Source organism: Chryseobacterium sp. JV274 (assembly GCF_903969135.1).
In the GTDB taxonomy this organism is placed as follows: domain Bacteria; phylum Bacteroidota; class Bacteroidia; order Flavobacteriales; family Weeksellaceae; genus Chryseobacterium.
In genome coordinates this window covers 1,722,239-1,741,081 of record NZ_LR824569.1, presented here as the reverse complement: position 1 = coordinate 1,741,081, position 18,843 = coordinate 1,722,239, and the positions used below count along the sequence as shown (strand labels likewise).

Here is an 18,843-nt window from a genome sequence, read left to right as displayed (position 1 = left end):
GCAATGAAAAAAACTCTAATACTTTTACCTCTTTTGGCTGCTAATATAGCAATGGCCCAGCAAAAGAAAACCATCACCGGGAAAATAGAAGACGGAAATACTTCTCATATAATTGCCGGTGCATCTATAAAAATAGAGACGCAATCTGTTTCAACAAAAACAGAATTGGAAGGAATTATCGAAAGTGTATCTGTAGGTACAGTAGCCGATAAGGACGGGAAATTTATATTAGAAATTCCTGCAGATACCAAATCTGTATCAGTAAGCTATCCAGGTTATGAATCCCGGGTAATTCAGTTGAATGAAGGACAGACCAACTATACAATAAGACTAACTTCTGAAGTTACAGACAAAAATAAAATCCAGGAAGTAATCATCACTGGATATCAGAAAATTGAAAAACGTAAGCAGACCTCAGCGGTTTCTACAGTAAAAATGGACAACATCAGCCAGGCTGGTGTTGCCAGTGTAGACCAAATGCTGGCAGGTCAGATTGCCGGTGTGGCAGTAACTCCTGAAACAGGGGCTCCGGGAAGCCCGGCAAAGATCAGAATCAGAGGTACAGCTTCTCTTTCCGGTCCTCAGGATCCGCTATGGGTAATCGACGGTCTTCCGTTAGAAGGAAATGATGTTCCGAACTTTACAGATAAAGATAATATTGACCAGCTTCAGAACTTCTCTATTGCAGGGCTCAACCCTAATGATATTGAAGATATTACCATTCTTAAAGATGCAGCTGCAACAGCCATTTATGGAGCAAGAGCAGCAAATGGAGTAATCTCTATTACAACCAAAAAAGGAAAAAAAGGAAGTTTAAAACTGAACTTCTCAGCAGATACTTTTGTTACATCACGTCCTGATTTTGGGAAACTGAATCTTTTGAATGCTTCTGAAAAAGTAGATCTGGAACTGATGCTTGCAAAGCGTGCTGATCTTACTTACCGCGCAGATAAAGGAGAAGTGATGAGGATTCTGACTCAGAACAGTCAGCTTGATGCTTTCAGAAACGGGGGGTTTGATGCGCTGAATTCATTGACGCGCCAACAGATCAATGGCCTAAGGAATAACAATACAGACTGGGGTAAACTGTTGTACAGAAATGCCATCAACAAACAATACGGATTAAGTATTTCCGGAGGAAGTGACCGTGCAGATTATTATTTCTCCCTGGGATATTATGATGAAGAAGGAACAACTATCGGGACAGGTTTTAAACGTTATAACCTGACCTTAAAAAACAACTATAAATTAAGCGATAAGTTAAATGCAGGAATCTCTATTTTCGGAACGCAAAGTGAACGTGAATCTTTTGTAACGGATGCTGATGCTTCAATAAACCCTGTTAATTATTCAAGAAATGCCAATCCTTATCTGAAACCTTTCAATGCAGACGGAAGCTACAATTATGATAAAGATATGGATGGTTTTGAGGACCGCTATATTCCTTTCAATTTCCTTGAAGAAAGAGAAAATACAAACTATTCGCTGAAAAATAACTCTTTGAAAGCGATTTTAGATTTAGAATATAAAGCTTCAAAAAGTTTAAAATTTACCTCTCAGTTAGGGATTCAGTATGATACCAATAAAACAGAAAAATTTGCTGCAGAGAATACGTACTTCACCAGAAAAATGAAAGAAAATACCCGTTATTACAAAGACGGTAAATACAATTATTTTCTACCGGCTGGTGCTGTGAAACAAAACTGGGATAATGATTTCTTCCAGTACAACTGGAAATTGCAGGCGGCGTATAGCACGAAGATCAATTCAAAACATGAAATTGATTTGATGGCTGGAACTGAAATCCGTAAAACAGAAGATAATACTACTATTACCAGAGCCTTTGGGTACGATCCAAAGACCAGAAGAGCTACGGCAATTGTTTTCCCGAATTCAGGTTTTGCAGCAGATAAAAGATATGAAACGTATCGTGAAGCAGCTCCTATAGAGAATGCATATGCTTCTATGTTTGCTACAGCATCTTATACTTATGATCAGAAATATACATTCTTCGGAAGTGTGAGATATGACGGAACCAACCTTTTTGGGGTGAATAAAAAATATAAATATCTTCCGATATGGGCAGTTTCAGGATCATGGCTGGTAACGAAGGAAGATTTTATGAAAAATATTTCTGCGGTATCTAACCTTAGACTGAGAGCCTCTTATGGTCTTCAGGGAAATATTGACAGAAATACATCGCCATTCTTTATCGGGGAATATAATGATACAACGATTCTTCCAGGTGTAAAAGAAGGAGTTATCAATGTTATCAGCCCTCCGAACGATAAACTGAGATGGGAGAAAACAACCAATACCAACTTAGGACTAGACTTAGGATTGTTCAATAACCGTGTAAGCCTTACCGCTGATGTCTATAGCAGAAAAGGAACGGATATGATCAGTATGAAAGAAACTCCCCTTGAAACAGGTTTTGAATATACAATGATGAACTGGGGAAGTTTGACCAACAAAGGTTTTGAACTGGCATTGTCTACCAGAAACATCAATCATGATAATTTCAAATGGACGACTACCATCAATTTTGCTCACAACAAGAGTAGAGTATTGAGTGAGCAGCCCCGTGAAAACGCCTTCCTTCCTTCAAGAGAAGGTCTGCCTGTGAATGCGGTTTTTGCTTTGAAAACTGCAGGAATGGATGAACACGGAAATCCATTGTTCTGGAAAGGGGATCAAAAGATTTCCGCAGCAGAATTCTTTAAATTGTATGATGTGTATGCAGATTTCCTTCCAGGGCAGCTTGTAGATACGAAACTCTCAAACGCTGAACTTAGAAGCCTGTTTACTTATGTGGGAGACAGAGATCCGAAGTTTACCGGAGGGATTATCAACACATTTAAGGTAAGTAATTTTGATCTTACAATCTCGGCAACATTCAATCTGAAGCAAACCGTAATGAGAACACCTTCTTACCGCGGAATGGAGCTGGACAGAGGAAGAAATTATACAAGAGATATCTATGAAGCAGGGGGTTCGCTTCCGGGAATTACAAGTCCTGATATGGATGCTAATCCGGACGGATGGATGGCGAATAAATGGTTTGCCGGAAACCGCTCAAGCGCATACAATCTGCTTGATATATGGGCAAAAGAGATCAGCTATATCAGAATCAGCAGCATCCGTTTAGGCTATACACTTCCGAAAGAATTTACAAATCCTATGGGAATCAGTAGTTTGAGACTAAGCGTTGAAGGGCGTAACCTGTTTGTATTCAGTAACGGATATAAAGGATATTTTGATCCGGAAACGTATGGTAATATTTATGCACAGCCTATCACCAAGTCGGTGACCGTAGGATTTAATGTTTCTTTTTAAAACTTGAGAAAAATGAGAAAAATTACAGCAATCATAGCGCTTACAGCAATCAGCTTTATCAATATCGGATGTGATAGATTTTTAGATATTCAGCCTGAAGGAAAAATCATTCCTGTTACCACTGAAGATTACCGGAAAGTACTTACATCTGCCTATTCAAAATATCCCGTTCACAAGTCGCTGGTAGCCCTTCGTACCGATGAGACCAGTATTGATGATAATGGAGTAGATTTTATTTCTTATCGTGAAATTGCGATGTGGAAAGATTCGAACTATGACTCTAACTCTGCGGAGCTTCCCTGGTTAAGCTTTTATTCCGTAAACTTCTATCTGAATCAGATCATCAATGAAGGAAGCAAAACAATGCAGGATTCTCCGGAGAAGAATCAGATTTTAGCAGAAGCATATGCTCTTCGTGCTTACCTGTATTTCGATATGGTGAATCTATATGGAAAACCCTACAACAGTGCAACAGCTTCTACAGACAGAGGAGTTCCAATTAGTCTTGAAATTGATCTGGAACAGGTTTTGAAACCTTCTTCAGTACAGGAAGTATACAATCAGGTTCATGCAGACCTTAAGAAAGCAGAAGATCTGATGATAGAACAGAAGCAGGCAATAGGAGTCAACTACAGATTCTCAAAAATAGCATTGCTGGCTTTTGAAGCAAGAGCAGCTCTATATGAAGGAGACTGGAATAAAGCTTTAAACTATGCAGATCAGGTACTGGTGGTAAAAGGAGATTTGAGCAATTTAAACACGGTAAATACCCCCCCAAACCATTATGCTTCTCCGGAATCTATCATGGCTTTGGATAATACATGGGATAACTCTATAAAGAATTTATCTTTTGCAGCACCGGAATTGATTTCTTCATACAATAATATTACAGACAAGAGGTTTGGCATGTATTTTGAGAAAAATGGAAGTAAGTATAAAGTTATTAAAGGAGGAAGCTTAGAGTTCAAAGTTTCTTTCAGAACAGCAGAGCAGTACTTTATAAAATCTGAAGCATTATTAAAGTTGAATAAACTTAATGAAGCTAAAGAAACCCTTCTGAAAGTATTAAAAAACAGATACACTCCGGATGGATATACTTCAGTACAAAATGCAGTGAATTCAATGGATTCTGCAGCATTTATGAACTTTATCCTGGATGAAAGATTCAGAGAATTTGCTTTGGAAGGACAAAGGTGGTTCGACTTAAGAAGAGCAAATCAGAAAAAAATTAGCCACACCATCAGTGGTAAAGAGTATATTCTTCAGCAGAATGATCCGCGATATACCATTGAATATCCCATGAGTGCGAAGAAGAATAACCCTAATCTATAGAACTTCATATCAAATTCAATACAGATGAAACCGCTTGAACTTAATCGTTCTAGCGGTTTTTTTGTACTTTTGCACCGTTATGAAAATTGCCATTATAGAAGATGAGCTGCTGGCTGTGAATTATCTGAAAAATCTTTTGGATACACAGAGCATTGTCCCTGTTACAGAGACTGTTATTCTTCGTTCCAAAAAGCAGGCAATTGATTTTTTTGAGAAAGATTCGGCAGATCTTATCTTTATGGATATTCATCTTGGTGATGGGATGAGCCTTGAAATTTTCGAGCAGGTAGAGCTTTTTACCCCTATTATTTTCATTACCGCATTTGATGAATATGCCATGAGAGTCTTCAGGCATTTTACCATTGATTACCTTCTGAAACCTTTCGAACAAGAGGATTTGCATAAAGCTTTACAGAAATTTATTTCCATAAGAAACAATTTTGATCCCGAACCGGTGCTCAAATCAATTTCCTCACTGCGCCAGACAGAAGATGAGGTGATGAAACGTTTTATGGTAAGAGAAGGAAATAAACTCAAATCAATAGACGAGCATAACACGGCTTATTTTTTTGCCTCCGGGAAATACCTTTTCCTTACCACAAAAGATCATCAGACCTATATTTTTGATGATACCATTAAAGATATTATTCAGAAGCTGAATCCTGAGATTTTCTTTAAAATAAACCGTAAGTTTATCATTAATAAAGAAGCTGTTTCTGAAATTATCAAGCATTCCAGTCAAAAAGTAGAACTTAGGCTTTCTCCAGAACCGGAAGTAAATGCCGAAATTTTTATCAGTAAAATGCAGATTACCGAGTGCCTGAATTGGCTGAACAAGTAATAAAACTGCATAGAAATACATACCTAGAAAGAATCAATGAAGTTGATTCCTATCTAAGCTTTCTTAAAATTTTAACCTAAATACTAATCTTTACGTTATTCTTTTGATTCATATCGGTAAGGGGCATGTAATATAACAACAAAAAAACCTCTAAAATGAATTAGAGGTTTTAAGTGGTTTCTCCAGGAATCGAACCAGGGACACATGGATTTTCAATCCATTGCTCTACCAACTGAGCTAAGAAACCATTTATGTTTTCGTTTATTACTTCGTTGTTTTAAAGTGATGCAAAAGTATAATATTTTATAATACCACGCAAGTATTTTGTTTTATTTTTTTGATGAAACCTTCTGATGTCAGTTGTTTTTAGTTTCAATACTTTGTTCATCAGTAATTTGGTAGCTTTTATTTTTTTTATTTTTTTCAAAATATTATTTTTAACGCCTTTCTATAATTGTATTTTCAGTACTGAAACTCATTTTCTGTCCTAAAAACTGCTGTCACACTCTATTAATGATAGAAAAATTACTTTGATCTGATAAATTATAAAAATTATTTTCCCGTTTTAAAAGATCTTAAACAAGCAGTAAAATAACAAAATTTGCAATTGAAATAAATTGCAAGCGCTTGATTTGTAGTATGTAATAAACCTAACAAGTGTTAGTCGTAGAATTACTACACTTTTTTAAATTTAATAATAAATTTCATTTACGTTTTGTAATTACATCTATATTTGGTGATATAGAAAAACAAAATCATAAAAATATTAACCATTAAAATTTACAAATCATGGCAGAAAAAAATTCAAGAGGAATTTTAAAATTCAACAACGGTGAAGGGCAAAAGTTATTAAAGCTTAACTACAGCGTATCAAGATCTACAGATGTATCGGGACGTGTAGCATCAGATCCTTCCAATGCTCTTATCAAAATCACGGTAGAAGCTACTGAAAAATCAGATATTCTGGAAAGTTTATTGAATGGAAAGTACAAGCCTACTGTAGGAGAGATTACTTTCAATAAATCTCACGAAGAAGGAACTTTAACAACACTGAAGTGGAACAACGGTTATGTAATCCAGCATGAGGTAGATTTCGATGCTGTAGATGAGAACAGTATGTACATCAGTTTTATAATAAGTGCAGAACAGATAGATCTGGGGAATTCTTCTTATTTCGGAGCATGGCCTTCTTAAGCCTACTCAGAATTTAAATATCAGGCAGAATAGTACACCCGGTCCAAGGGATGCTGTTCTGCCTTTTTTAACCTTATAGAACGACTGTTTATTTAAAAAAATGTTCTGAAAAAAAACACCTAATCACTATGAATAAAAATGCCTCGAATTCTGATAAGATTTCTGAGAATCATATTCCCGGAATCAACCGTGTGGTAAAGCTGGATATTGTGATTGAAGGCAAAATTATCAAACACTTCAAGCATTTCCGCTTACAGCAAAGTGCCAGAAGACATCACAATTTTGAACTTATTCTAGCCCATGATTCTCTTGGAGAAGCCCAAAACCATACCCTGGAACAAGCACGTCAGTTTTTGGGAAAGAGGATTACGATTGTCTTTAAATACAAAGATTATGAAAGTGAAAGCCCTGAAAGAACTTTTGTGGGGGTCATCACTAAAGCGGCATTCAGCCAGGAAAAAATGAGTCTGGGAAATATTGTACTGAGAGGTCAGAGCCCTACCATTCTTATGGATGCCGCTCCCCATACTCAAAGTTTTGGAGGGGATCAGGCTGTTAATACCGGAATCATTGCCAATAAAATATGTAAAGAAGCACTGGGATCTGAGAAGTTTGATTTCAGAGTAGATACTCAAAATAAAAGCTATATTAATTATAGTGCACAATATAACGAAACCCATTATAATTATCTTGCAAGAACTGCAGAAGCCTACGGAGAACAGTTTTATTATGATGGTGAAGTCCTTCATTTCGGAAAGCTTCCCCCTTCAGAAAAACCGATCAGGCTTGTATATGGAAGCAATGCAACAGACGTTCAGGTGGAGCTGAACGCTGTCCATACCAATCCCCGGTTTTTTGGATATAACAGCAGCAGCCACACAAAAATGGAAGGCTCTGAAAATAATATCAGACATTTGGGAGAAATTCCGTCCAAGGCTTATGAACTGAATAATAATATTTTTAAAACCCATTCACTTTCTCCGGCGCCTATCAATGCCAATATGTTTGTGGATGTGAGTGATTCTCAGAAAAGCGCTGCCGGAAGTGCTGCCGTAGAAGTATTTACTGTTTCAGGAAATACAACCGTTCCGTTTTTATATCCAGGTTGTCTTGCTGATATTGAAATGAGGAAACCGGATACCAGTCAGACTTCTTATTTTACAAAACTTACGATTACCGAAGTATCCCATGAAGTAAACGCCCGAGGGTATTATACGGGAAGTTTTGAAGCTATTGCAGAAGGTACAGGCTTTATGCCGAAACCGGATTTCATACATCCTAAAGCTGAACCACAGGTAGCTACCGTTATTTCCAATACAGACCCACTTAATCAGGGAAGAATACAGGTGAGATTTGACTGGCAGAAAAATCCCGATACTACCCATTTTATCAGAATGATGAGCCCGGATGCAGGCGGTACAGATGTTATTACTCAAAACAGAGGTTTTGTAGCAGTACCCGAAGTGGGAGATCAGGTAATGGTAGGCTTTGAATACCACCACCCGGATTTTCCGTTTGCAATGGGAGGAATGTTCCATGGGCAGGTGGCATTGGGAGGAAGTATCAATAACCATCTTAAATCTATTCAGACAAGGAGTGGCAATAAAGTGATTTTTAATGATCAGGAAGGAAGTATTTTCATAGAAGATCCAAGTGGAAATACTTATTTAATGGACGGAAAAGGGAATATAATAGTTAATGCTCCCAAAAATATAACCTTCACAGCCGGAGAAAATGTACAGATCAATGCGGGTAAAAATATTATTGCCTCAGCGCAGAGAAATGTCAATATTATGGCTGGAGAAGATATCACGGAAACCGCCAATGATGATTATAATCTGACAGCAAGCAATATCATTGAAACGGCTGAAGCTGGCAGAAAATCTACAGCTAAAAATATTACAGAAAATATGGAAGCCGGCTCTTACATCAGTACAAAAGATGCCATCAATGTAGAAAGTGCCAAAGAAGTGCTTATCAATAGCGGTAAACAGGTAAAAATGCAGTAATATGGCGGGCGAAGGTGGAAATATCGTAAGAAATGTCTTTGGAAAGTCCTACAAGGAAGCAGAACATATTATGAAAGATGCTTCCAAGGGGACATTGGATTTTAAATCCCCTCAGGAAAACACCTTTTATGGGAAAAAAGGAGGAAAGAAATTTGATGAATATCAGGCGAAAAGTGAAACTCAGTCATTACTTGTAAAGGCTGTGAAATGTTATGAAGATATAGAATGTACAAAAGAAGTTAAGATTATAAAAAAAGAAGTTAAATATTACTTTAAAGCAATACAGTATAGCAGAACTCCTACGAAATCAGAATTGAAAGGTCTTAAGTGGGCTATCCAGTATGATGATACCCCTTTAGCTAATGCTTCTCAGGTAACAGGTGAGGAGAAGATATCCTATATTGTTCCTAAGGATAGGAAAATATCCAAATTAAGAGTGTATGCTTTCTTTAAAGCACCAGATGAAAAGGTAAGAGCAGAAGTTTCATTCAAAATTTTGGATCCAATCATTATTTATATTTGTGGATATTGGAATAAAAAAATGCCTTATGCTGGAAGTGAATGGGGAGAACAATATTGGGGTATTGGGCTTAAAAGCAGCGCTAAGAAGTATTTTAGATCCACAAAAGAATATTTTATTAACGGAGCCGGCACAAAATTTTCATCGGGAGGAGATCGGTATAAACAAGGTAAATCGTTTGCAGAAGCCAGGCTTAAAAATCAGGCATCAAAATTTTATCAGGAATTATTCAAAGAAGAACGTCGTATAATGGTGGTGTCACATAGTATGGGAGGAGCTTTTGCAGAAGGGGTTCTGAGTGTATTTAAAAACCAAAAGCTCAATATTGAAAAAGTTGTTCATCTGTCCCCGGCAGATACCTCAGGTTTTAGTGTTACATTTCCACAAATAACTTACCAGATAGATATTGACTGGGATCCTGTGCTTATGTATAAAAATGCTAATGATTCCTCTACAATAAGAGGTGTGAAATTCAGCGGTATTTCAAAGAATCCAAAAGGGGATGAATTCGGACATATGTATACAAAAGACGAAGCTTTTGTATGGGGATGGTTTGAAGATCTTGAGCTGATAGAGTTTCAATTTGTAAATCAGGAAAATAAAACATACACAACACCTGGTAGCGGAATGGGATATGGAGGAACATCTACTACAGTATTACAAAAGAATTTTAATGCCTTAAAAGTAAAAAGCCCAACACCTTTTTCAAGAGTATATAAAAATTCTAAATTTTACTTTTATGATGAAAAAACAAAAAAATATTATACAGAAAATTAATGAAGAAATATTTAATAATAGGAATTATTGCAGTACTGTGTCTGATCATTTACAGATATGGTTTTCTCATTGTATTTTGGCTTACAACACCTAAAGAAGGAACTTTAAGTTCATCTGAAAAAGTACTTTTAGAAAAAATAAAAATAGAAAATCATGCAAAAGAGGTATTAAGAGAACCTAAATATAATGTTGATCAACCTAAAGATACAACCGTTTATAAAATTATTGTAAATAAGGTTCCTTGTACCTCTGATACCTTATTTTATAGAAGTAATGCTTTTTCTATAAAGAGAAGATTAGATAGTATTCGCCTGCATCAAAATTATTATAAATATCAGATATTTTATGAGTGTATGGATGGTAAAGAATATGTTTACTCTTTTATGAAAAAGTAACAGGTTGAATGGTCAAATAATATCGAAACAGATTGGACTAAAATAGATTTATTAACCTATAAGCACATATTCATTAGTGTGATTTTAAATAGTATAATGAAATTTATCTTTTCATACATTTTATTTCAGATAATTAGTAAGCAATGATAATTGATAAAAGATCTAAGATAGCTATCGGAATTATAATATTTCTTGAACTTCCTTTTTGGCAAGAGCATATATTATTTATTCCTTTTTAAGGTATGATTCGCTTAATGGAGATGGAAATCATGACGCGACACAATATGACACAGAATTTTTACAACAGTGATATATTCCCTTTTAATAGTTGTTTTTTTATCTTTTATAAGTATTGTGATTTTTAGAAAAAGAAAATAATGATAGTAATACAACTCAGGTTATATTGAAAATTAATGAAGAAATATTTTATTCCAAAATGAAGAAAAAAATAATAACTGCAGGAGGATTTATAGGAATATTATTCTCAACATGGGATTCAATAGTTGATCATACTGATTCAGCATCATTGAGTGACCATATGAAGATTGGATTTATTTTCCATTCGGTTTTTAGTTTGAAAACATTGATATATCTGTCGATTGGTGTGGCCTCCGGATGGATAATAAGTGTAATGATTAATAAAATCAGCGAGCTGCACCAGGAGTGGAACGACTTTTAAATAATAGACAATAACCAACCAATATGGTAGAAACAAGAGTAAAACCTTTTCAGAAATATGCCTTAGGAACCCATGATTATCACGTGGAGAATGCGCTTGAAATACAATTTGGAGAAGCAAAAGGGTTTTATTCATCTTTTAGAATTACACTGCAGGAGAAAGAGAATGAAGATCATACAAAATACTGGCTGATAGATAAGGTAGATGATTCCTCTTTTCCATCTGAAAATAAATTTATGGAAATCCTGTATATCCTGGAGCAGAGCTCTTATCCGCTGGAAATAAAAGTGGATGAAAAAGGAAGTTTTCTGGGCGTAGCAGACCATCAGAAAAATATAGAAAACTGGAAACTCAAAACGGCAGTGCTTCAGGAAAAATACCAGAATGCTGAGGTCTTCAGAAACCAATATCTGTCTGCGCTTGAAGATGAAGCTGTTTTTTATAAAAATAAACTGAAAGAACCCTTCTGGAATCTGCTGTTATTCGCCCCTTATTATGTAGATAACGGAGGAGAAAACCATGAGTCTATCATATGGAATATCAAAGGAATTGGTGATATAGAATGTCCCGGAGTCATCAATGCAGAACAGAGAGAATATGGTTTTAATGCCTTTTTTACTTCCGAAATCAAAGTTCCGGACACCATACAGGAAGAATTAGATAAGAAATACCTGTATTACGCGGGACAGTATCAGGTAAAATTAAGTATAGAAATGGAATACAACTCCCGTAAAAAACAGTATTCCAAAAAGAAAGCTGACTTTATATTGTCAGATGGAGAAAAAACAGTATACCGGGAAACGATCACAATGACTTAATCTTTATGAACAAATGACATGGCGGATAAAGGATACATCATTATAGAAGGAGCCACTGCGTACTGCAGCAGTTCTGTAACCAATAATTCCAATGGAACCGCTGTTCCGATGGAAGTGAAAAGCCAGAAAAAAAAATTAGGCAAAAACAAATACTTTGCACAGAATAAACCTGTAGCAACTTACCTTGATGATAAAGCCGACAGCTTCGGTGGTGGCAATGGATTTGGAAACTGTAAAGGTTCAGATGGGAAAACTTACCCATGCAAAGGCAAATGCAGTATCAAATATAAAGACTATTATGAAAACGTAGAATTCAACAAGAGTATGAAAATACTGTTGGATGCTTCTACCGGAAATTGCCCTGGATATGGCGTTCCCGGAACGATTGCTTTTGCAACTACCGGGCAGGCCAATAACGTTTCCCAGATTGAAGTCAAAGAAGCAGATGAATTTTCCGTAGCCAATACTTCACCACAATGGCCTTCATCTGCTGCGTCTGAAGCGAGCATTGCAGTGTCATCAATCTCAATGATAAGGCCGATACCGGAAGATAAGCCTGTCGGAAACTATTATTATATCAAAGGGATGAACGGACCGTTATTTCCCATTGCAAATCCTTTTGGCGGTGATAATCTGGATTTGAAAGCCCAATTTAAAGGTGATGAGAAAAAAATCATCTGGGCTCTTTTCAAAGGAGAAGGAACCAAAGATAAAGTAAAAACCTTTATTGGATTGGGAAGCAATTTCAGCCAATCTATGAGTAAAATATTTGACGGTCTTGCAGAAGGGAAGTACAGGCTCGAAGCTTATGGCAAAAAAGCTGGTGATGCTAAATGCTCTATTAATGTAGAGGTCGTTCAGGACTTTGTTAAAAAAATTGTCAGTCCAGGATCTTCAACCTTAATTAAAATCCCTTTGCCTGTATCTATTGAACGTAAACTCAGCAGTGCGACCGACCAGGCGAAAATACTGAACAGAGGTTTCTTTATGCCTGTGAATAGCGTTCAATGGACTGTAAAACAAGGAACGACAGTACTCTATAGCAGTTATTCAGAAGTCTCTTCTCCGCACCTTGTGGATGTAACTGGGATTGGTGATCGTATATTTCTAACTTTTAAAAATGAAGGAAAATATACTGTAGAAGCATTTACAGATCCCACAGATCCAAAACCCCAGTCTATAGAAGTTAAAATAGAAAACAGCCTCGGAGTAATGGGAGTGAAAGGAGAACCGGGTTTAGTAAGATTCAGTGATACTATCAAAGTTCAGGCCTCTAAGTTCAACGTTAATTATATACCTTCCGGGACATCTGTATATTGGTATCTTAAAAAAGAAGGAATTGGAAGAGTGGCCTTATTTGAAAATTCACCTTCCTTCAGGACTAGTGTCATCAGTAAAAGAGTTGCTGAATTGCTTTATAATGATGCAAAGCTGGCCAGTAATCAGTATTTCGGAAAATATGTGCTGGAAGCTTATGCCAGCCCGGTTGGAGAAGGAAAACAACCCGGATTTTCAGGATCAGACTGTTTTAATTTTGAGGTGATTCAAAATGTAATTGATAAATTCACCGTTCCCGCCACGAATATTCCGAAAGGAACCAAGATAAAATATACAGCAACAGCAAGAATTGCTACACTGGCTGGAAATGAGGCCATAAAAATAGAAGTACCGGATAAAGTCACCAATAACGGAGACGGAACCATTACATTCAATGATCTCGGAGAATATACGATTTCCGCTTATTTAACAGGAGATTATACGGATGGCAAGAAAATAGAAGCTAAAGTAAAAGTTTCGGAACCAACCGTAAAAAGAGCACTTTGGGCGTATGCAACCGGAGTAAAACGTACCGAAACAGGGTTTGGAGAAGAAACCTATGGATTTCTTGAAATTGATGGTCTTCAGAACCAGGCTTTAAAAGTAAAAGTCTGGGTAAAAGGAGAAGGCGATGATTTCTATAAAGAGAAAGACAAATATATGCTGGAAGAAAAAACCGTCACCCTTAACAGTGAGGGCAAAGCGTCTTTTCTTATTACCACCAATGACGATTACAAGAAAAAATTGCTGGCAGCTATACCCAAAACAACAGAAAATCCCAACCCGTCTTACCGTCTGGTATTTACCGTAGAACTTCAGGCGAATTCATCTGCAGATATTGTGCTTCCAGGGAATATTACCATTCAGGGAACACGTCCTGTAGTGGTAGATGCCACTACAACTTATCTGGAAGTTCTGGATTTCAATGAAGAACTGGTGATGACTTCCGAACAGAAAATTGTCTCCATTATGTTCTCCACAGAAAATGGTAAAGATATCCAGCGGGAGCAGACTTTCTATGGTAAAACCCATAAACTTTGGGTGCACACCGTCAATATGACTGAAGAAGTTCTGAAAATTGACGTTTTGAAAGAAATTCCTAAAGAAGGGTTAAACGAAAAAGACCATATAACCTATACCCACGAAAGCAAACAAAGCTACAACGAAGAAAAGACAGGAAAAGACGGCTTGCTCGAAGTTTCTTTCACGGCAAAAGAAGAATGGAAAAATCCACCAAAGAATTTTGATTATTATATAGCACAGGTTTCCCGGCAAGTGCAAGATCCTGCAGATCCTAAAAAAAAGGTATGGAAAATAGAAAAAAGCCAGTTTACGATTAATAATACACTTCCTGCCGATCTGGTTAGAACGGAAGATATGGAAAAGCTGGGAATCAAAGCTTATAAAAAAGACGGAACTCCTTTTACAAAAGAAGAAATGCTGGAATTAAGGAAACAGTTTATTTTTTATGAAAGTGGCTGCCTTAAAGTATCTCAGAAAGAAACTCCTGAAGCGATTGATAATGATGTGATGCCGGTGGTGGTGGAAATGGCGGAAGTGAAGAAAGAAGGAGAAAATGGCTGTCCACGATGTAAAGCTGAAATTACAGTTGATATTCTCAAAAGAGTATATAAAAATGCTGAGAATGACGATTTACAAGAGTTAGCGTTAACTTTAAATAAATACAGAAATATTTTCGAATTAAATACTTGCGCAAGAAAAGCTCATTTTTTCGCACAGTCATTACAAGAAGCAGGAACGAGTTTAAAAGGAGGTCTCCATGGTGAAAGTTTGGATTATGCAGCCGAAGATCTACCAAAACATTTTAAAAATTTTAGAGCAAATCCTGAACTGGGTAAGCAAAGTCCACCTAATGATCTGGCGTATGAATATGGTAGAAGTTCAAAAAACGGATATAAATCTAATGAAAAGAAAATTGCAGAAATAGCATATGGAGGGAGACTTGGAAATGAATCTGTTGATGATACCTGGAATTTTAGAGGTAGAGGATTGTTACAAATAACAGGAAAGGGTAATTACAAAGAAATTCAGAAAAAAATAGATGAAAAAGCTAAAGACTCTGGAGTGATGATTTCTGACGGAGTAGATAGGGACTATACCCCTAAGGAAGCAGCAATAACTGGGATGGCAGATTGGTATAAGGACTCTATGTATTTGAAAGCGGATGATACAGGCAAATTATCGGATGATGTTGTAGTTGATTCTGTAGTTGATATCTTGAATAAACTTACACCTTCAAGACTACACAGAAAAATTTGGTATCGTGGAGGTAAGCTAGATAAATGGGAAGTTAAAGCAGGTGATTCTATGAAAGCGGTATTTAGAGTTGTAGAATGTGGTAAAGGGACAGGATTGAACTTGGTGGGAAATGCTCCATGGTTTCAAGCTGCATGGAAAGAATATGAAAAATATAAAGGATTAAGAGAAATTGATAGCCCTTTAAAAGAAAAAATCACAGAATACTTTGATGTCTCTTCTGCTGCTGGATTAGGTTACGATTATACAAATCCGTGGTGTGGTGCATTTTTAGCTTGGTGTTTTGATCAGACTCAGGATTATCAAAGGATTAATACTCCTAAAAGTGCAGCTGCCTTTGGCTGGAAGGGAAGTACATGGGAAAATGGAGAAGATTGTAATGCTTTTGTTGGAGCTTTAATAGTTTTTGATTATTCACATGTGGCATTAATTGCTGGTGAAAATTTAGATGGTACAAGATATGTATATTTGGGAGGAAATCAAGGGAATGGAGAAAAAACAGCAGGACATCAAAAAATAATACTTGGTTCTGTTGATAAAGAGAGTAAATCGATCGTTGCTATTACCAAACCTAAAAAATATACAATATCTGAAAAAGATAAAGAATTTCCAAAGTATGATGTTAGTGCTGAAAATTCTAAAGAAAGTTCCAGATAATAAAATATAATTTCTATGAATATAAAAAGTAAAATTAGATTAACAATATATTCCTTATTAATAATGAGCAGTTTTGGCTGCCAAGAAAAAAAGCAAAGTTTAGGCAATCGTCAAAAACCAATAAGTATGAATGATGATACTATAATACAAAAGGTTCTAAAGAAACAGTTGCAGGAAGGTGCAGGTAAATCAATTGATGAGGCGGGAGCTGAATTAGCTAAAATTCAGTTTGGGATAGAAGAGCTTGAAGCATCTGCTGAAACTGCAAAAAAAATATTATTATCTAATGGTTTTAAAGAATTATCTGATAACGAATTTAGTAATAAAATTAAAAATATTTTTGGAAGAATAGTAGACCCTAATTCAGGTAATCCGTTTTTATATGTAAATTATTTTGATAGATGTGATAGAAACTTTGTTACCTATAGTAATAATAGCGTAGATTATGAAGGTGGGTATATTGATAAACAAAGAAAACTTTTCACTGACTTTTATTATCTCCCCGAAATTCTTGATTATCAAAAAGAATATCCCACATTGAATAATATTGAGTCTAGCAAAATTATTAGGAAATCAAGTTCACAAGTAGACGTTGAAATTCCACATTGGAAAGATGTTGCAAATTTAAAAGAACAAAGAAAAGTAAATATTCAAAGAATCATTGCCAGAAATATGTACTTGTTCAATGATAACAAAACATATATTATTTGGTTGGTAACTCATGATAAAAACTTTATAAAGTTACTGGTTAAAAATTTTGGTTATGACAGTGAGCCTAAGTTTAATGAAATGCTTATCAATGAATATATTCAATCGAAGGATATGTATAAAATTGGGGAGCTTGTTTTTGCTAAAAATTGTGATAAAGAATTAGAGGTGAGAAATGGAATATTACAGAATATAGCTGCTGTTTATCAAAAAAGTTCAAATCCTCACGATCTGTTTGGTTTAATGGAGTTTTCTTCTAAGTTATTAGAAACTGAAGAGTATAATAATTATTCGGAAAAAGAAAAAATTAAAATGATAGCTTATCTGGCTAACACGTATGATTTTTTGTTCAAAAAAAATCATAGGCATCAGGATGGTTGGGATCCTAGATGGAATATTTTAGGCGCTTATTTTGAAGATGACTCCAGAAGTAAAATTAAGTGGACTCAGCTAAAAGAAGAAATGCAGAAAAATAATTACTATAACCTGCCAAATTTAAAAGAAGTGATAAGTTACGCAGAGGGATTTGATAGTGTAGGTGCTCCAGACTAAGTTCAATTAAATTTGTTATTGACAACCAGCCCTTGAATATAACAAATATCCTAAAAATAAATATTGAGAGCACAGTTTGATAAACTGTGCTTTTATTTAAAAACACAATAATGATAAAAAGAATTTTATTTTTTCTGGTAGTATTGCAGGTAAATGATTTTCACTCACAAAATATGGCTGAAAATTCCGAAAGTTCCTTTTTATCCATTCTTAAGGCACAATTGAAGGCTGGTGCAAGTGGCGAAAAAAGTGAGACGGATTATCCAGCTTATCAATTTACATTAAAAGATTTAGAGGCTACTGAATCAATTATATCAAAAGAATTAGAAGATAATGGATACAAGAAGCCCAATAAAGAAGCCTTTTCTAGTATAATTAATAAAGTATTCAATAGGATAATTGATCCAAGATCAGAATCAAAGTATTTGCATATCAATTTTGAAGATAAATGCTCAAAAGATTTTAAGCTTTTTAAAAATTTGAATAGTATTGATGTTAATCCATACAGTACTTATGTTTTTAAAAATGAACTTTTTATATCAAATTTATACAGCATCCCTGAAATACTGGATTACACTAAAGATTCTAAATTATTCCAATATGAAAGAGAAGCTGAGAATAAGAATCATGTAGCAGGTGTGAAAATATATTATTGGAAAGATATTACAGACTTAAAAGAACAGAGAAAAAAGAGCATAAAAACTTTAATTGCCCGTAATCAGTATCTATTCAATAATAACAAAGTCCAATACAAATGGCTTATTTTGAATGATCAAAATTTTATGGCAAGCTTAGTAAAAACATTTGGATATGCAGGAGATACTGACCTCTTAAAGTGGGTTATTGAAAGAACAAAGTTTAATAAAAATAATCCACAAGATTATGGAAAATTGTTTTGGATTAAACAATGTGACGGAAGTTTAAAGCTCCATGCCAATACTTTTAAAGTTCTTCAAAAACTATACCTTCCTACTGATCCGTCAGAAAACAGATTTATCTTGGATCACATAAAAGATTATCTTGAGTATCTTGCTGATTTTAATAACAAAGAAACTGGTGTTTCAAAGGAAGATAAGGTGAAAATACTAGCGAATATTGTTTATTTTGCGGAACAATATAAGTATGACAAAAGATTTGTTTCAGGATATGGGGATAATTCTAAAATGATGGGAAGGCTGCGATTCTTTTTAGATCAGGAGGAAATAAATCTTTTACAGAAAAATAATTATTTCAATCTTCCAAAATTTAAAGAATGGTGGGACAATGCAGATTATGATGAATATTTTGTTGAAGAGTGTGAATACAACGGAACATGCGGCCCAGACAATCAACCCATGAAGATAACAGAATGGCGAAAACAACATCCTCAGAAATAAATATTGAAAACACAGTCAAAAATGTTATACTTTTTATATAAAAGCATCTCATCCA

Annotated in this window: 12 protein-coding genes and 1 tRNA gene; 12 read left to right on the top strand and 1 reads right to left on the bottom strand. The window is 35.4% G+C overall.

Annotated features, from left to right (window positions below; genetic code table 11):
• Positions 1–3: 3 nt before the first annotated feature.
• The 3 genes from CHRYMOREF3P_RS08070 to CHRYMOREF3P_RS08060 all read left to right on the top strand — a co-directional run bounded on the left by CHRYMOREF3P_RS08070 (position 4) and on the right by CHRYMOREF3P_RS08060 (position 5,509).
• Complete coding sequence (locus CHRYMOREF3P_RS08070; RefSeq protein ID WP_180564345.1) at positions 4–3,336, top strand: SusC/RagA family TonB-linked outer membrane protein; 3,333 nt, start codon at positions 4–6, stop codon at positions 3,334–3,336.
• A 12-nt stretch (positions 3,337–3,348) separates the two neighbouring features.
• Entirely contained in the window at positions 3,349–4,668 is a 1,320-nt protein-coding gene (locus CHRYMOREF3P_RS08065; protein WP_180564344.1) for a RagB/SusD family nutrient uptake outer membrane protein, read from the top strand.
• A 79-nt stretch (positions 4,669–4,747) separates the two neighbouring features.
• Positions 4,748–5,509, top strand: a complete 762-nt coding sequence (locus CHRYMOREF3P_RS08060) for a LytR/AlgR family response regulator transcription factor (protein WP_077418290.1) — start codon at positions 4,748–4,750, stop codon at positions 5,507–5,509.
• Positions 5,510–5,683: 174 nt separating this feature from the next.
• Here CHRYMOREF3P_RS08060 and CHRYMOREF3P_RS08055 read toward each other — a convergent pair.
• Positions 5,684–5,756 (bottom strand) — tRNA-Phe (locus CHRYMOREF3P_RS08055).
• A gap of 542 nt (positions 5,757–6,298) precedes the next feature.
• Here CHRYMOREF3P_RS08055 and tssD point away from each other — a divergent pair.
• The 9 genes from tssD (at position 6,299) to CHRYMOREF3P_RS24150 (ending at position 18,788) form a co-directional block, all read left to right on the top strand.
• Positions 6,299–6,703: a type VI secretion system tube protein TssD gene (gene tssD, locus CHRYMOREF3P_RS08050; protein ID WP_077418293.1), complete on the top strand. Its 405-nt coding sequence runs from the start codon at positions 6,299–6,301 to the stop codon at positions 6,701–6,703.
• Positions 6,704–6,831: 128 nt separating this feature from the next.
• A complete protein-coding gene (locus CHRYMOREF3P_RS08045) occupies positions 6,832–8,712 on the top strand; it encodes a type VI secretion system Vgr family protein (RefSeq protein WP_077418296.1) in 1,881 nt (626 codons plus the stop codon).
• A 1-nt stretch (position 8,713) separates the two neighbouring features.
• Positions 8,714–10,009 carry a hypothetical protein gene (locus CHRYMOREF3P_RS08040; RefSeq protein ID WP_180564343.1) on the top strand — a complete coding sequence of 432 codons (1,296 nt, stop codon included), beginning with the start codon at positions 8,714–8,716 and terminating at the stop codon, positions 10,007–10,009.
• Positions 10,009–10,404: a hypothetical protein gene (locus tag CHRYMOREF3P_RS08035; protein ID WP_077418301.1), complete on the top strand. Its 396-nt coding sequence runs from the start codon at positions 10,009–10,011 to the stop codon at positions 10,402–10,404. The genes CHRYMOREF3P_RS08040 and CHRYMOREF3P_RS08035 overlap by 1 nt, the downstream gene beginning before the upstream one ends.
• A gap of 436 nt (positions 10,405–10,840) precedes the next feature.
• Positions 10,841–11,083: a hypothetical protein gene (locus CHRYMOREF3P_RS08030; protein WP_077418303.1), complete on the top strand. Its 243-nt coding sequence runs from the start codon at positions 10,841–10,843 to the stop codon at positions 11,081–11,083.
• Positions 11,084–11,106: 23 nt separating this feature from the next.
• Positions 11,107–11,901, top strand: a complete 795-nt coding sequence (locus CHRYMOREF3P_RS08025) for a hypothetical protein (protein ID WP_180564342.1) — start codon at positions 11,107–11,109, stop codon at positions 11,899–11,901.
• A gap of 18 nt (positions 11,902–11,919) precedes the next feature.
• Positions 11,920–16,152, top strand: coding sequence for a hypothetical protein (locus CHRYMOREF3P_RS08020; protein WP_180564341.1), 4,233 nt, complete (start codon positions 11,920–11,922; stop codon positions 16,150–16,152).
• Between the two features lie 15 nt (positions 16,153–16,167).
• Positions 16,168–17,412: a hypothetical protein gene (locus CHRYMOREF3P_RS08015; RefSeq protein ID WP_180564340.1), complete on the top strand. Its 1,245-nt coding sequence runs from the start codon at positions 16,168–16,170 to the stop codon at positions 17,410–17,412.
• Between the two features lie 173 nt (positions 17,413–17,585).
• Complete coding sequence (locus CHRYMOREF3P_RS24150) at positions 17,586–18,788, top strand: hypothetical protein (protein ID WP_232538983.1); 1,203 nt, start codon at positions 17,586–17,588, stop codon at positions 18,786–18,788.
• The last annotated feature ends 55 nt before the right edge of the window (positions 18,789–18,843 follow it).

What these genes read in the sequence shown, in the direction of transcription:
- CHRYMOREF3P_RS08070 (WP_180564345.1), top strand. Translation starts at nt 4, where the DNA reads ATGAAAAAAACTCTAATACTTTTACCTCTTTTGGCTGCTAATATAGCA.
- CHRYMOREF3P_RS08065 (WP_180564344.1), top strand. Translation starts at nt 3,349, where the DNA reads ATGAGAAAAATTACAGCAATCATAGCGCTTACAGCAATCAGCTTTATC.
- CHRYMOREF3P_RS08060 (WP_077418290.1), top strand. Translation starts at nt 4,748, where the DNA reads ATGAAAATTGCCATTATAGAAGATGAGCTGCTGGCTGTGAATTATCTG.
- tssD (WP_077418293.1), top strand. Translation starts at nt 6,299, where the DNA reads ATGGCAGAAAAAAATTCAAGAGGAATTTTAAAATTCAACAACGGTGAA.
- CHRYMOREF3P_RS08045 (WP_077418296.1), top strand. Translation starts at nt 6,832, where the DNA reads ATGAATAAAAATGCCTCGAATTCTGATAAGATTTCTGAGAATCATATT.
- CHRYMOREF3P_RS08040 (WP_180564343.1), top strand. Translation starts at nt 8,714, where the DNA reads ATGGCGGGCGAAGGTGGAAATATCGTAAGAAATGTCTTTGGAAAGTCC.
- CHRYMOREF3P_RS08035 (WP_077418301.1), top strand. Translation starts at nt 10,009, where the DNA reads ATGAAGAAATATTTAATAATAGGAATTATTGCAGTACTGTGTCTGATC.
- CHRYMOREF3P_RS08030 (WP_077418303.1), top strand. Translation starts at nt 10,841, where the DNA reads ATGAAGAAAAAAATAATAACTGCAGGAGGATTTATAGGAATATTATTC.
- CHRYMOREF3P_RS08025 (WP_180564342.1), top strand. Translation starts at nt 11,107, where the DNA reads ATGGTAGAAACAAGAGTAAAACCTTTTCAGAAATATGCCTTAGGAACC.
- CHRYMOREF3P_RS08020 (WP_180564341.1), top strand. Translation starts at nt 11,920, where the DNA reads ATGGCGGATAAAGGATACATCATTATAGAAGGAGCCACTGCGTACTGC.
- CHRYMOREF3P_RS08015 (WP_180564340.1), top strand. Translation starts at nt 16,168, where the DNA reads ATGAATATAAAAAGTAAAATTAGATTAACAATATATTCCTTATTAATA.
- CHRYMOREF3P_RS24150 (WP_232538983.1), top strand. Translation starts at nt 17,586, where the DNA reads ATGGCTGAAAATTCCGAAAGTTCCTTTTTATCCATTCTTAAGGCACAA.